This is a genomic window from Streptomyces mirabilis (assembly GCF_039503195.1).
Taxonomy (GTDB): domain Bacteria; phylum Actinomycetota; class Actinomycetes; order Streptomycetales; family Streptomycetaceae; genus Streptomyces; species Streptomyces mirabilis_D.
In genome coordinates this window covers 6,232,927-6,246,055 of sequence record NZ_JBCJKP010000001.1, presented here as the reverse complement: position 1 = coordinate 6,246,055, position 13,129 = coordinate 6,232,927, and the positions used below count along the sequence as shown (strand labels likewise).

Genomic DNA, 13,129 nt, shown 5'->3' with positions numbered 1-13,129 from the left:
TCTCTTGGCGTCGCATCGCAAGTGGAGTCCTACGGGTACACGCATAGCGGGTATACGGACCCCCGCCCTCGCCACGGCGGCCCTCACCTCCGTGGCCCTGCTCTCCCAGACGGCGAACGCCGCACCCTCGGCCGACTCCAAGCCGAGCATCGAAGAGGTCGAGAAGAAGGTCGACGACCTCTACCACCAGGCCGAGGCGGCGACCGAGAAGTACAACGCGACCAGGGAGAAGACCGCGCAGCAGCGCAAGCGCGTCGACTCCCTCCTCGACGACGTGGCCCAGCGCACCGAGAAACTCAACACCGCGCGCGATGAGCTGGGTTCGTTCGCCGCGGCGCAGTACCGCACCGGTGCCTCCGCCCCCGACACGGCGACCCTCCTGCTGGCCGACAATCCGCAGGACTACTTCGACCAGACCCAGCTGATGGACCGGCTGACCAGCCGCCAGAAGGTGGCCGTCGACGACTACATCACCGAGCAGGCCGCCACCACCAAGAAGCGCGCGGAGGCCTCCCAGAGCCTGCAGACGCTCACCACGACGCAGAGCGCGCTGAGGACGTCCAAGGCCGACGTGCAGCGCAAGCTCGCCGAGGCGCGCGACCTGCTCTCGAAGCTGACCGCCGAGGAGAAGGCGCGGCTCGCGGCGATCGAGAAGAAGAAGCAGGAAGCGGCCGACCGCAAGGCGGCCGAGCTGGCGCAGCAGCAGGCCGCGGCGGAGAAGAAGGCCCAGGAGGCGGCCGCCCAGCAGCAGACGACCACCGGGACCACCGCCACCACCGGGACCACCGGGAGTTCGGCCACCGACTCCTCGTACACCGCCAAGGCCGACAAGGCCCTCGCCTTCGCCCGCGCCCAGGTCGGCAAGCCGTACGTCTGGGGCGCGACCGGGCCCGGCTCCTACGACTGCTCCGGCCTCACCCAGGCCGCTTGGAAGGCCGCCGGCGTCGATCTCCCGCGCACCACCTGGGACCAGGTCAACGTGGGCACGACGGTGCCGCTCTCCGACATCAAGCCCGGCGACCTCGTCTTCTTCTACGACGACATCAGCCACGTCGGCCTCTACATCGGCAACGGCATGATGATCCACGCCCCCAAGCCGGGCGCGTACGTCCGCGAGGAGTCGATCTTCTACGGCGGCGAGTCGATCATCCACAGCGTGGTGCGTCCGGCCTAACGCCTCGACGCCCGCCGCGCGCGCGTGGGGCTCATCGAGCTCCACGCGCGCGTGGCCCGCCGCCAACCCGCTCGAAGGTCCTTAGCATCGGGCCCATGTCAGCCATCTCCCCGCCCGGCACCCGGTGGACCGGCCTGCGTACCTGGTGGGCGCAGAGTCCGCCGGGCGCCGGAGCCGCGATCCTGGCCACCGGCATCATCTCGATCGGGCTGGAGCAGACCGGCTACGAGATCCTGTCCCGGATCGTGCTGGTCCTCGCGGCCGTCGGCTGGCTCGGGCTCGCCGCGGCCTTCGCCGTACGGCTGCTGCGGGAGCGGGAGCGGTGGCTGACGGAGGCCCGTACACCGAGCGCGCTCACCGCGGTCGCGGCGACGACCGTGCTCGGCACGCGGCTGGTCACGCTGGGCTGGGAGGTGCCGGCCGAGGCCCTGCTCGCCCTGTCTGCGGCACTCTGGCCGGGACTGCTCCTCCTGGTCGTACGGCAATGGCGGCCCCGTATGCCCGGAGCGGTGTTCCTCGGCTGTGTGGCCACGCAGGGGCTCGCGGTGCTGGGCGCGACGCTCGCCCCCGCGACGCACACGGACTGGCTCGCGCACACCGCGCTGGTGCTGTTCTGGCTGGGGCTCCTGCTCTACACGATGGCGCTGTTCTACTTCGACTACCGCGAGGTCGCCACGGGCGCCGGGGACCAGTGGATCGCGGGCGGCGCGCTCGCCATCTCGGCGCTGGCGGGGTCGAAGCTGATCCTCGCGTACCAGGCGAACATCTACCTGTGGAACAACGACGACAACGGCGTGCTGCGCTGGGTGACCGAGGCGCTGCTCGTGCTCGTCCTCGGCACGTACTGCGTGCTGGCCGTGGCGGAGGCCCTGTGGCCCCGACCGCGCTACGACGTGCTGCGCTGGGCGACCGTGTTCCCGCTCGGGATGACGGCGGTGGCGACGCTGTCGGTCGCGGCCGCCATCGGCGTCGGCCGGCTCAGGGGGCTCGGGCAGGTGCTGCTGTGGATCTCGGTCGCGGCGTGGCTGGCGCTGGTGGCCGTAGCGGTCAGGCGCCACGGGAGCCGTAGCGGTCATGCCCCGCAGGAGCCGTAACGGTCGGGCATCCGTAACGCCGTCCGGAAGCGCCGTAGCCGTCCGTGGGGGCCTTCGGGGGGCCGTCAGGTCCAGAGCACCGCGATGAAGATGTTCGCGGTCGTGAGCAGCCCTACGAGCCCGAACAGGCCCTTGTCCACCTTCTCGTCGTCCCGCTTCACATAGACGAGTCCGAGGATCACGATCAGCAGGGCGAGCTTCACGCCGATCTTGATGGTGTTGACCGAGTGGCCGTCGGCCTGGTTGAGGCCGACGAGTGCGACGCCCGTGACCAGCATGGTCAGCGCGCCGTGCAGCATGGCGGGGACGAACCGGGCGGTGCCCTGGCCCATCGCCTTCATCTGGGTGAGGAAACCGCCGAGGAGCGAGGCGATGCCGATGATGTGCAGGCCGACGAAGAGATGGATGAGTACGTCCATGGGGCCGGAGCCTAATCGGCGGCCCTGACCTCTCTTGTCACCGGCCCACCCCCTGTAGACCCGTACCACCTGGGAACCACCGATGGTCCCGGAACCGCCCCATCGGTCATCACACCGCGTGAAGTCGACCGCGCCGGGCCGGGATCACGGTCACATACGGTCGCCCCGCGATCCAGTGGTGCCACTTCCGTACATGACGTTACCGAGACATCACTCTCAGGTTTAGCGTCCTCCACCAGGTGACCGGCTCCCCACCGCCGCCCGGGCCAGGGGCGGCAGCCGGACACCACCGCCGAGAAAGGTCCGGCGGCGGCCCGCTCCCCCTGTGTGGGCCGCCGCCGGACGTGTCCCCGCCGACCGCGCTCGTCCCCGGCGGTCGTAGGCAAGTCCCCCGGGAAGGATGTGGGCCCTCGTGGCAGCGCACCGAAAGCCCAGACAGCGCTCGCTCGGTGGAAACACGGCCCGCACCGCCGCGACCATCGCCCTCGCGGGCGCGGCCACGGCGACGGGCTTCGACGGGACGGGGCACGCGGACCCGCAGCTGTCGCCGGCGCAGGTGAAGGCCAAGGTGGACAAGTTGTACGAGGAGGCGGAGGTCGCCACCCAGAAGTACGACGGCGCGAAGGACAAGGCCGACAAGGCGGAGCAGCGGCTGAACGCGCTGCGCGACGAGGCGGCGCGCAAGGAGGACCGGCTCAACACGGCTCGGGACGCGCTGGGTTCGATCGCCGCCGCGCAGTACCGCAGCGGAGGCCTGGACCCCGCGCTGCAACTCGCGCTCTCCGACAACCCCGACCAGTATCTGGAAGGGGCCGCGTTCGCCGAGCGGGCCGGCAGCCGGCAGGCGGAGGCCGTGGCCCGGGTGCGCAAGCAGTTGCGGGAGATCGAGCAGCTGCGCGGGGCCGCGCATGTCGAACTGGCCTCGCTCACGTCGCGTCAGGCGGAGCTGAAGCGGGCCAAGAAGACGATCACCGGGAAGCTGGACACGGCGCGGCAGCTGCTGTCCCGGCTCACCGACGAGCAGCGCGCGCAGCTCGGGGACCTGGGAGCGGCCGGAGGTACGGGAGGCGCCGGGCAGCGCGCCTCGCGCTCCGCCGTGCGGGACCTCGGCCCGGTGTCGTCGCCCGGCTCCGTCGCGGCACCCAACTCGCGTGCGGCGGAGGCCGTCGCGTACGCCTACGGGAAGCTCGGCAGCCCCTACGTCTGGGGCGCCACCGGGCCCGACGCCTTCGACTGCTCGGGCCTGGCCCAGGCCGCGTACCGCGCCGCGGGCATCTCGCTGCCGCGCACGACGTACGCGCAGATCAACGCCGGACACCGGGTCTCACGGTCCGAACTCCGCCCCGGCGACCTGGTGTTCTTCTACTCGGGAATCAGCCATGTGGGCATCTACGTCGGAAACGGCCAGATGATCCACGCCCCGAACCCATCGGCGCCCGTACGGCTGGCGCCCGTCGACGAGATGCCGTTCGCGGGGGCCACCCGAGTGGCGTGAAAGACGCGGGGGCGACCGCGGTGTGGTGCGGACGGAGAAGTGGATCACGGTAGCGTCGGCGCGGACTCTGTTTCCGTCGTCATCGCTCCGTCGTCCCGTCGTCGCTCCGTCGTCGCTCCGTCGTCCGAGAGGTTCTGATGCCCGGCTCTCTGCTGCCGCCTCCGCCGCCGCCCGCGCACATCAGGACCTGGCCGGACCGCGCCGCGCTGCTGGCCGACCGGGGGCGGGCCCTGGAGGAGCTGCGCAGGCGGAGCCTCGGGGTGCACCGGGTGCTGCTGCTCTGGCTGCTGGCGCTCGCGGCGATCGTCGGCTGGGCGCTGCTGGTGCTGCCGCTGCGACAACTCGAGCAGCGCGACCCCACCGGTTTCGTCCTGGGCCCGCTCTTCGCCCTGCTGGGCCTCGCCGCGCTCGCCCCGACCGTCGTCGCCGTCGCCCTCTCCGTGCGCCGGGACCACCACATACACCGACTGCTGGACGCCTGGTCCGAGTTGGACCGGCACCCCGCGACCGACTCCCGGCTCCGCTCCCCCGGCCTCAGCCTCTTCTGGCTGCTCTCCTCGCTCGGCGTCTGCGCGATCGGTGCCTGGACGTCCTTCACGGCGGCGGCGCGGGCCGAGCCCGGCCACCCCCTGTACAGCGATGTCGTCCAGGGCATGGGCATCGGCCTGATCCTGTGGCTGACCGGCCTCATCGGCATCGTGAAGGCCGTACGTCACTACCGCTGGGCGCTACGGATACTGGGCCGGGCGACCGACGCGGAACACCGGTAACCAACCCTCTCGACGCGATCGGTTAGACCAGCCGACGCGCGGTGGCCCATCGGGTCAGCTCGTGGCGGTTCGACAGCTGGAGCTTCCTGAGGACCGCCGAGACGTGCGACTCGACCGTCTTCACCGAGATGAACAGCTGCTTGGCGATCTCCTTGTAGGCGTAGCCGCGGGCGATGAGACGCAGGACCTCGCGCTCGCGCTGGGTGAGACGGTCGAGGTCCTCGTCGACGGGCGGGGCGTCGGTGGAGGCGAACGCGTCCAGGACGAATCCGGCCAGGCGGGGCGAGAAGACCGCGTCGCCGTCCTGGACGCGGAAGACGGAGTCCACCAGGTCCGTGCCGGTGATGGTCTTGGTGACGTAGCCACGGGCGCCGCCGCGGATCACACCGATGACGTCCTCCGCGGCGTCCGACACGGAGAGCGCGAGGAAACGGACCGGCTGGCGGGCGTCGGCCATCAACGGGGCGCAGCGGCGCAGCACTTCGACACCACCGCCGCCGGGCAGATGGACGTCGAGCAGGACGACCTCGGGCCGGGTGGCCGTGATGACCGTGACCGCCTGGTCGACGTCCGCGGCCTCGCCGACCACCTCGACGCCGGTCCGCTCGGTCTCTCCGATCTCGGCCTGCACTCCCGTACGGAACATGCGGTGGTCGTCGACGAGCACGACGCGCACACGGCGTCCTCCCCCGGCAGAGGCCGCGCCCGCACCGGCGACAGGCTCGGTGGTCGGTCCCGGGGCCGACTCGGCCCCGGCCGTACCCGCGGCGGCATCCTCCGGCCCGTTCGATGCCGGGGTCTGCCCGGTCGGTCCGTTCACGTCGCTCATGACGTCTTCTCCGCCCTTTCCATCTCCAGCTCGACCTCCGTGCCGCCGTCCGGCACCGCGCGCAGTCGCGCCGTGCCGCCGTTGCGCTCCATGCGGCCGATGATCGATTCTCTAACGCCCATGCGGTCGGCGGGTATCCCGTCGAGGTCGAAGCCGGGACCGCGGTCGCGGACGGACACGAAGACCGTCCTGCCCTCGACTTCGGCGTAGACCTGTACGGCGCCGCCCTCGCCACCGTACTTGGCGGCGTTCACCATCGCTTCGCGCGCGGCCTGCATCTGTGCGGTCAGGCCCTCGTCGAGCGGGCAGTCGCCCACGACGACGACCTCGATGGGGACGCCGTGCTTGTCCTCGACCTCGGCCGCGTTGCGACGGACCGCCTCGGCCAGGGTCGTCGGCTCGTCCGCCTCGTCCTTGCCGGTGCCCTCCGGTTTGTAGAGCCAGGCGCGCAGGTCGCGCTCCTGGGCGCGGGCGAGCCGGCGCACCTCGTTCGCGTTCTCCGCGTTGCGCTGGATCAAGGTCAGGGTGTGCAGCACCGAGTCGTGGACGTGGGCGGCGACCTCGGCCCGCTCCTGGGCGCGGATGCGCATCAGGCGCTCCTCGGAGAGGTCCTGGGTCATGCGCACGAGATAGGGGCCGGCGAGGAGCGCTGTGCCGACCAGGACCGCGAGTGCCGCCTGGAGGACCGACCCGAGGTGGGCCGCCGAGCCCTGCAGCACGAATATTCCGGACACGCCCGCGGTGACGAGCAGGACACCGGCCGCGGAGCGCAGCAGCGTGAGCGTACGACGACGACGGCCGACCTCGACCCAGCGGGCCCGCCGCGCGTTGTCCGCCTGGCGCCAGACCAGGGCGACGCCCGCGCCGACGAGAACGGTCGGCCAGAGATAGGCCCGTGCCCCACCGCCGAGATTCACATTGCCGACGAACACCATGGCCACGACGACCATGAGGATCAGGGCGACCATCTGGCCCCGGTCCGGCTTGCGGGCCACGAGTCTGCGGCGGCCGTCGGGGGCGGTCTCGGTGGTGAAGGCCGGGGTGCGCCCGGAGTCGACGCCGCCGACGCCGAGCGGCACGAAGAACCAGAACGCGGCATAGAGCAGCGCTCCGAGGCCGTCCGCCATGAACAGGCCGACGAACACCAGCCGCACCCAGATCACGGGCAGCCCGAGATGCCCGGCGAGCCCTCGCGCCACGCCCCCGAGCCAGCGTCCGTCGCTGCTGCGGTAGAGCTTGCGCGGGGGCCGCGGGTCGTCGAGGGGCACTGCTGCGGCTTCCGGCATGCCATCGATGGTCACACGGGCGGAGGGCAGGAGCATCAGGGTGGACCCCCGAGACTCCCCTGATCTTCGAGAGACCGGTGCGCGAACGGTTCCCTCCGACCCCGTCAGGGCCGATATCAGGGTTCGGCCAGGGTCGTCCCGACTGCCGCCGGGCCTTCCCGCCCGTCACCATGGACACATGACAGATCAGCAGCACGCGGCAGCGGAGCCGGATCCCGGCCCCGGCCCGGGCGCCCCACCATCGGGTGCCGGGCCGCGGGACGCCGCGCCGCCCTCCGTGGGCACCGCCACGGGCTCCGCGGGCGCCGCGGAGGGTGCGGGAGCGCCGGGCGCGACAGGTCAGGAGCCGCGCGCGCACGGGGAGCCGTCGGCGCCCGAGGGCCCGCGCAGGTTCCGGCGCGACCGGCGGCAGAAGATGCTGGGCGGTGTGTGCGCCGGGCTGGGGCGGCAGTGCGACATGGACCCGGTGATCTTCCGGATCGTGCTCGCCGTGCTCTCCGCCACGGGCGGCATCGGTCTCATCTTCTACGGCTTCGTCTGGCTGTTCGTTCCCTACGACGACGAGGAGGAGAACGAGGTCCGCAAGCTCCTCACCGGCCGCGTCGACGGCCACGCGCTGGCGGCCGTGCTCTTCGCGCTGGTCGGCTGCGGGGTGTTCCTGTCGATGTTGAGCAACGGCAGCGTGCTGACGTTCGCCGTCGTCCTGTCCCTGCTTCTCGCGGGCGCGGGGTACTGGTCGCAGCAGCGCGGCGCCCCCGACCCCGACCCGCTCGCCGCCCAGGCGGTGGCGGACGCCCCGCCGGAGGCGCAGGCCCCGCCCGTCCCCGTCTCCTACCCCTCCTGGTGGCGCGACCCGATCGTCAAGGACGGCTCGCACGTGGGCGGCACCGGCTATCTGTGGGGCCCGCCGGACGCCCGGGACCGGGATGTCGCGGCGGCGCTCAACATCGCCCGCGGCACGCCCCGCCCGGACATACGGGACCTCCACGCGGCCCGTGAGCCGCAGCCGCGCGGCCCGCGCTGGATCGGCGGCTGGGTCTTCCTGCTCGCCCTGGTCGCGGGCGGCCTCGGCACGGGCCTGACGTGGAACGACCATCCGCTCGCCACCAGCCTGCAGACCGGTCTGTCCTGCGCGCTCGTCGTGTTCGGCCTGGGCATCGCACTCAGCGCGTTCGTGGGGCGTACGGGCGCGGGGTCGATCTTCCTCGCAGTGATCACGGCGGCGCTGCTGGCCAGCTCCGTGGCCATGCCGAAGGACATCAGCACCCACTGGATGCGGGTCGAGTGGACTCCCAGGACGGCTGCCGCGGTCCCGGAGCGTTTCGACCTCGGCACGGGTGTGGGCACCCTCGATCTCACCCATCTCGGCCTCACCAAGGGCCAGACGGTGACGACGACCGCGGAGGTGGGCGCGGGCCAGTTGAAGGTGATCGTCCCCAAGGACGCGACCGTGAAGCTGAACATCGACGTGGGCGTCGGGGACATCCAGCTGCCGGGCGACGGCAAGAAGGACGTGGATGTGGAACCGGGCAAGCACAAGCAGGTGACCCTGCCGGCCCCGACCGGCGGCAAGAACGGCGGCACGCTCGACCTGAACCTCCAGGTCGGCGTGGGACAGGCGGAGGTGATCCGTGCCACGTCATGAGTTCCAGCCGGGAAAGCTGGTCGCCGGCCTCTTCCTCACCGTCGCGGGCGTCACCTACGCGGGCGACGCGGGCGGTTGGTGGGACACACCGTGGTTCGCGATCATCCCCGTCGTCACGGGTGGGCTCTGTCTGGCGGGCGCGGTGGCGTTCCTGGCCCATGGCATACGTCGGCGACGGTTGCGGCGACGGGGAGCGGGGGTGTCCGGGTAGCGGGGGCGTGAACGGAGCACTGGTGGGTGCAGGGCGCTCCACTCCCTGCACCCACCAGCCCGCGATGCCGTGCGATCCACCCTGCGATGCCGTGCGACGCTCCGCGCTGAACCGCCCTGACCCGCGTTGCTCAGGAGCGGAGGTCTCCGGACCGTTGGCCGCGCCTCGCGCGCAAGGCCGCGTCGACGGAGAAGACCGAGGCACCCGCGAGGACCAGGGGCAGCCAGGCCATCAGGTAGGCGAGGTCGTTGCCGTAGTAGTACGGGTCGGAGGCCCAGCTCACCGTCAGCCACAGGCTGAGGGAGATGAGCGCGCCGCCGAGGGCCGCGAGGCGGGCCAGCAGGCCGATGAGCGTGCCGATGCCGACGGCCAGTTCACCGAAGGCGATGGCGTAGCCGAAGCCGACGGGGCTCTTCAGGGCGAGGTCGACGAGGGCCGGGATCGCAGCGGAGTCGTGCACGTTGTGCATCAGCTCGCCGATCGAGCCGGAGCCGGAGTCGGAGAGGAAGGCGCTGTTGGTGAGTTTGTCGAGGCCGGCGTAGATGAAGGTGACGCCGAGGAAGACGCGCAGGGGCAACAGGGCGTAGCGGGTGGCGGTGTCCCGCCAATCTCGTCCGCCGCCGTCGAGATAGGGGGTTTGGGTGTCCGACCGCATACCGTGAGTCATCGCTCTCCGCCGCCTCTCGCCACGTGCCGTTGACCCCTCAACAGACCATACGTACGAGAGCGGGCTCCCGCTCAACGCTCGGGGCCAGTTTTTTCGATGGCGCGGGCGCGCCCCCAAGAGGCGCGGAGAACTGCGCGAACGGCCCCCACCGGCCCGCGGTCGAACGACTCCGGTGAGCCCACCCGCCCGCATTCGAACTTACTCCGGTGAGGCCCCCGCCCGCAGCCGCGGAGCTCAGTCCGTCACCTCGATCAGGCAGCGGTTCGTTTCCACTCCGGCTGCCGTGACGACCTGGACCTCCACCCGGCCCGGTTCCACGTCGACCGGGACCGGCACGGTCAGGACCGCGTCCGTGGGGTTGCTGAAGCCGCCGGGGACCGGCACCAGGGGGACATGGACGTGCACCGCGCCGATGCGGACGACCATGCGGGACAGACGGTCCGCGCTCTGGGCGCCGGGTGGGACGAAACCGGCGCCCCGGATCTCGATGTCGTCGCCGGTGCGGATCGGCGCGTCGAGGTCGCCGGCCTCACGGGAGCGGACGACGGAGAGGATGACGGGGCGGCCGCCCTCGGCGTACTTCCCGGCGAGGTAGGTGGCCGCCGAGACGAGGACCAGGAGCGCCAGACCCCAGGGGAGGTCGGGCAGTTGCTCCGGGCGCCTGGCGAGCCGTACCGCCGCGAAGACCAGGGCGACGGCGCCGATGACGACGTACTGGATGTCGGCGAAGCTGCCCCGGCCGGAGTCGTCCGTGAGGAGGTCGGCGGCGCGCGGCCGGTCCGCGCGTACCTTCTGCAGGCGTTGCCCGAGGACCCGCAGGCCCACGACCCGGCGTACCACCACCGCGATCGCGCAGACGACGGCGACGACGGTCACCACACCCGCACCGCGGGCGAGTTCGAGTCCGGCGATCAGGTCGTCGCGCTCGCCGTGGGCGGAGGCCGCCGCCAGTTGACCCACGAGGACGAGTACGGCGTAGACGACGAACAGGACCCAGCCGGCGGCCATCGCCCGTGAGGTGGAGAGGCGGTTGTCCTCGCCGACGACCGGGGCGAGTGCCCCGCCCCGCGCCCGGTGCAGACAGCCCGCGCCCGTCAGCCCGGCGGCCACCACCAGAGCGGCCAGCAGGCCCGCCGTGCGCGCCGCCGTCCAGCCCGCGCCGATCGCCGTGAGCGCCTGGACGATGAGCAGGGTCAGAACGGCCCCCCACACCGCGTACGCCGTGCGTCGCCACAGGCGTCCCAGCCATGCCTCGCCGTCGACGCGTCCGCGCTCGGCGACCAGGTCGGCGGACTGGGTGAGTTCGTCGGAAACCCACTGCCGGGACGCGGACGCCGAGTGCGCGACGGCGGCGGGCAGTCCCTGGCCGGACGCCAACTCGTCGCGCCTGGCGAGGAACGCGGCGACGGCGCGCCGGTGCCCCTCGCGCGCCCCGTGCGGACAGTCCCCGCAGGTGCAGCCGCCCGTGTGCGCCGCCCCCTGTCCCGCACCGAGCCCGCCACCGCGCTCCGCGCCGTGTCTCGCCTCCTGCACCGCCACGCCCGCTGCCGCCTTCCCCGCGCCGAGAGCTGCCTCGCAAGCCTTGCAACTGCCTTGCGATGACAGGGCATTGTGCCGCACGAAACAGTGCCCGCGTCGGGCAGGTCCGGTCAGCGTGGGTGAAGCGCGGTTACCCCGTGTTGACCCGGCTGCGAGAATTTCCCCATGGCCGAGATCATCCAGCGCGACGGGACCTGGGCCTTCGACGGCAGCACGGTCAGGATCACGCCGGGGCTCCATCGCTCCGTGCCGTTGTTCCGGCAGACGTACGGAGAGATCGCCGTTCCCCTGGAGGCGGTTTCAGGCATCGTCTACGAACCCGAACGCAAGCGCGGCAGACTGCGCCTCAGGCTCCGTGAGGGTGCCGATCCGCTGCTGCAGGCGACCGGCGGGCGGCTGCCCGACGCGGCGGACCCGTACCGGCTGACGGTCGACATCGACCGTACCGGGGTCGCCGAGTACGTCGCCGAGGAGATCCGGCACGCCCTGCTCCTGGACCAGATCCCCAAGGAGCCGGCGAAGGCCTTCCTCCTCGCGGGGCCGCCCGTGCCCGTGTCCGTCCGGTCCAGCGACGGCACGGTCTCCTTCGACGGCGCGCAGGTGCGGATCGACTGGGCGGACACCTCGGACCGGGTCAAGCGGGCGACGGGGCCGCGGATCATCGCCGTCGGGGACCTGGTGCAGGTGGAGTGGCTGCCCAATTCCGGTTACGAGGACGGGTTTCTGCGGTTCGTGACGCGCGAGACCGTGTTCTCCAAACTGCCGCCGGAGAAGGATCCGTTCGCCCTCGACCTGTGGGGCAGCGCCCGCCGCGACCTGCTCACGGCGCTCGTCGCCGCCGCGGTGACCGCCCGGCTGCCGCATCCGTCCCTCCGGGCGGACGAACACGTCGACCGGCCGCCGCAGCTCACCGCCGCGGCGGGACCAGGATCGGCACCGGTAGCAGCATCGGTACCGGCCCAGGCCGACCATCACGACGTACTGCTGCGGCGGCTGCGGGAGCTGGGCGAGCTGCATCGCGACGGGGTGCTCACGGACGAGGAGTTCGCGGCGACCAAGGCGGCGGTACTGCGGGGTTTCTCAGCCGTCGCGCACCGGAACTCAGCTGAGGAGGTCCGGTGCGCTGCGGCTGATGTCCTGCCACAGCGGCTGGTAGTTGATCCACGCCACCAGGTCGCCGCCGAGCTGCTCCCGGGTCGCGACCGCCTGCTTGTGGTCGATGAGGAGGGGGCGGCCCGCGGCCCGTGCGGTCAGCTGGACCTGGCTGGAGCGCTCCATCGACAGGAACCACCAGGCCGCCGCGTCCACCGAGTCGCCCACGGTCAGCAGCCCGTGGTTGCGCAGCACGAGCGCCTTGCGGGTGCCGAGCGCGGAGGCGATCCGGCGGCCCTCCTCGGTGTCCACGGCGACACCGGTGTACGAGTCGTACAGCGCGTGGTCCTCGTAGAAGGCGCAGCTCTCCTGGCTGATCGGGTCGAGCAGGTCACCGAGGGCGGACAGGGCGCGGCCGTGCACGGAGTGGCAGTGCGCGACGGCGACGACGTCGGGGCGGGCGGCGTGGACCTGCGCGTGCACGGTGAACGCCGCCTGGTTGACGTGGTAGCGGCCCTCGATCACCTGCCCGTCCTGGTTGGCCATGACCAGGTCGCTCACGGTGACGTGCTTGAAGGGCATCCCGAAGGGGTTCACCCAGAAGCAGTCGCTGTACTCCGGGTCGCGCGCGGTGATGTGACCGGAGACCCCGTCCTCGAAGCCGAGCCGCCCGAAGATCCGCAGCGCCCCGGCCAGCCGCTCCTTGCGATGACGTCGCTCGTCGTCCAACGAGTCGTACATCGGCGGCATGGCGAACTGCAGCTGGTCGGTGGGCAGGGGCACGGGCGGCGTGGGCCCTTGCATAGGTCCTCCAGCACTGGCGTGTCCGATACGGAGCGGAAGTTACCTCTGGTCGGTGCAGGAGAACAGAGCCGTTCGGTGAAGAGAGTGCGCAACCGTTACGAGAG

12 protein-coding genes and 1 pseudogene are annotated in these 13,129 nt (G+C 71.9%); 7 read left to right on the top strand and 6 right to left on the bottom strand.

The features are described 5' to 3' along the window. The first annotated feature begins 4 nt into the window (after positions 1-4). Positions 5-1,174, top strand: coding sequence for a C40 family peptidase (locus AAFF41_RS28875; protein WP_343324841.1), 1,170 nt, complete (start codon positions 5-7; stop codon positions 1,172-1,174). Between the two features lie 95 nt (positions 1,175-1,269). Next, a complete protein-coding gene (locus tag AAFF41_RS28870) occupies positions 1,270-2,268 on the top strand; it encodes a tellurite resistance/C4-dicarboxylate transporter family protein (RefSeq protein ID WP_343324840.1) in 999 nt (332 codons plus the stop codon). Between the two features lie 65 nt (positions 2,269-2,333). Here AAFF41_RS28870 and AAFF41_RS28865 read toward each other — a convergent pair whose 3' ends face one another. Beyond that, positions 2,334-2,687 carry a hypothetical protein gene (locus tag AAFF41_RS28865; protein WP_319751736.1) on the bottom strand — a complete coding sequence of 118 codons (354 nt, stop codon included), beginning with the start codon at positions 2,685-2,687 and terminating at the stop codon, positions 2,334-2,336. Between the two features lie 412 nt (positions 2,688-3,099). On the opposite strand from AAFF41_RS28865, the gene AAFF41_RS28860 reads away from it, so the two are divergent. Together AAFF41_RS28860 and AAFF41_RS28855 are read left to right on the top strand one after the other, a co-directional pair. Further along, positions 3,100-4,182 carry a C40 family peptidase gene (locus AAFF41_RS28860; protein WP_319751737.1) on the top strand — a complete coding sequence of 361 codons (1,083 nt, stop codon included), beginning with the start codon at positions 3,100-3,102 and terminating at the stop codon, positions 4,180-4,182. Positions 4,183-4,319: 137 nt separating this feature from the next. After that, positions 4,320-4,952 carry a hypothetical protein gene (locus AAFF41_RS28855; protein WP_060901459.1) on the top strand — a complete coding sequence of 211 codons (633 nt, stop codon included), beginning with the start codon at positions 4,320-4,322 and terminating at the stop codon, positions 4,950-4,952. 22 nt (positions 4,953-4,974) lie between these two features. Here AAFF41_RS28855 and AAFF41_RS28850 read toward each other — a convergent pair whose 3' ends face one another. Then, positions 4,975-5,781, bottom strand: coding sequence for a response regulator transcription factor (locus tag AAFF41_RS28850; protein WP_319751738.1), 807 nt, complete (start codon positions 5,779-5,781; stop codon positions 4,975-4,977). Next, a complete protein-coding gene (locus AAFF41_RS28845) occupies positions 5,778-7,067 on the bottom strand; it encodes an ATP-binding protein (RefSeq protein WP_388412658.1) in 1,290 nt (429 codons plus the stop codon). Before AAFF41_RS28845 ends, AAFF41_RS28850 begins: the two co-directional genes overlap by 4 nt. 178 nt (positions 7,068-7,245) lie before the next feature. Between AAFF41_RS28845 and AAFF41_RS28840 the strand changes: the two genes are divergently transcribed. Then, the gene (locus AAFF41_RS28840) at positions 7,246-8,712 is read left to right on the top strand and encodes a PspC domain-containing protein (protein ID WP_343324838.1); all 1,467 of its coding nucleotides are present in this window, start codon (positions 7,246-7,248) and stop codon (positions 8,710-8,712) included. After that, entirely contained in the window at positions 8,699-8,923 is a 225-nt protein-coding gene (locus AAFF41_RS28835) for a hypothetical protein (RefSeq protein WP_319751741.1), read from the top strand. The genes AAFF41_RS28840 and AAFF41_RS28835 overlap by 14 nt, the downstream gene beginning before the upstream one ends. A gap of 130 nt (positions 8,924-9,053) precedes the next feature. Here AAFF41_RS28835 and AAFF41_RS28830 read toward each other — a convergent pair whose 3' ends face one another. Together AAFF41_RS28830 and AAFF41_RS28825 are read right to left on the bottom strand one after the other, a co-directional pair. Beyond that, entirely contained in the window at positions 9,054-9,590 is a 537-nt protein-coding gene (locus AAFF41_RS28830; protein WP_343324837.1) for a DoxX family protein, read from the bottom strand. Positions 9,591-9,824: 234 nt separating this feature from the next. Beyond that, positions 9,825-11,129 (bottom strand): hypothetical protein, encoded by a 1,305-nt coding sequence (locus AAFF41_RS28825; RefSeq protein WP_388412663.1) that lies wholly within the window; start codon positions 11,127-11,129, stop codon positions 9,825-9,827. A 165-nt stretch (positions 11,130-11,294) separates the two neighbouring features. On the opposite strand from AAFF41_RS28825, the pseudogene AAFF41_RS28820 reads away from it, so the two are divergent. Beyond that, positions 11,295-12,209, top strand: a pseudogene (locus tag AAFF41_RS28820) (DUF4429 domain-containing protein); the annotation flags it as partial. A 21-nt stretch (positions 12,210-12,230) separates the two neighbouring features. Here the strand turns inward: AAFF41_RS28820 and AAFF41_RS28815 are convergent. Continuing rightward, the gene (locus tag AAFF41_RS28815) at positions 12,231-13,025 is read right to left on the bottom strand and encodes a class II aldolase/adducin family protein (protein ID WP_319751744.1); all 795 of its coding nucleotides are present in this window, start codon (positions 13,023-13,025) and stop codon (positions 12,231-12,233) included. Positions 13,026-13,129 lie beyond the last annotated feature (104 nt).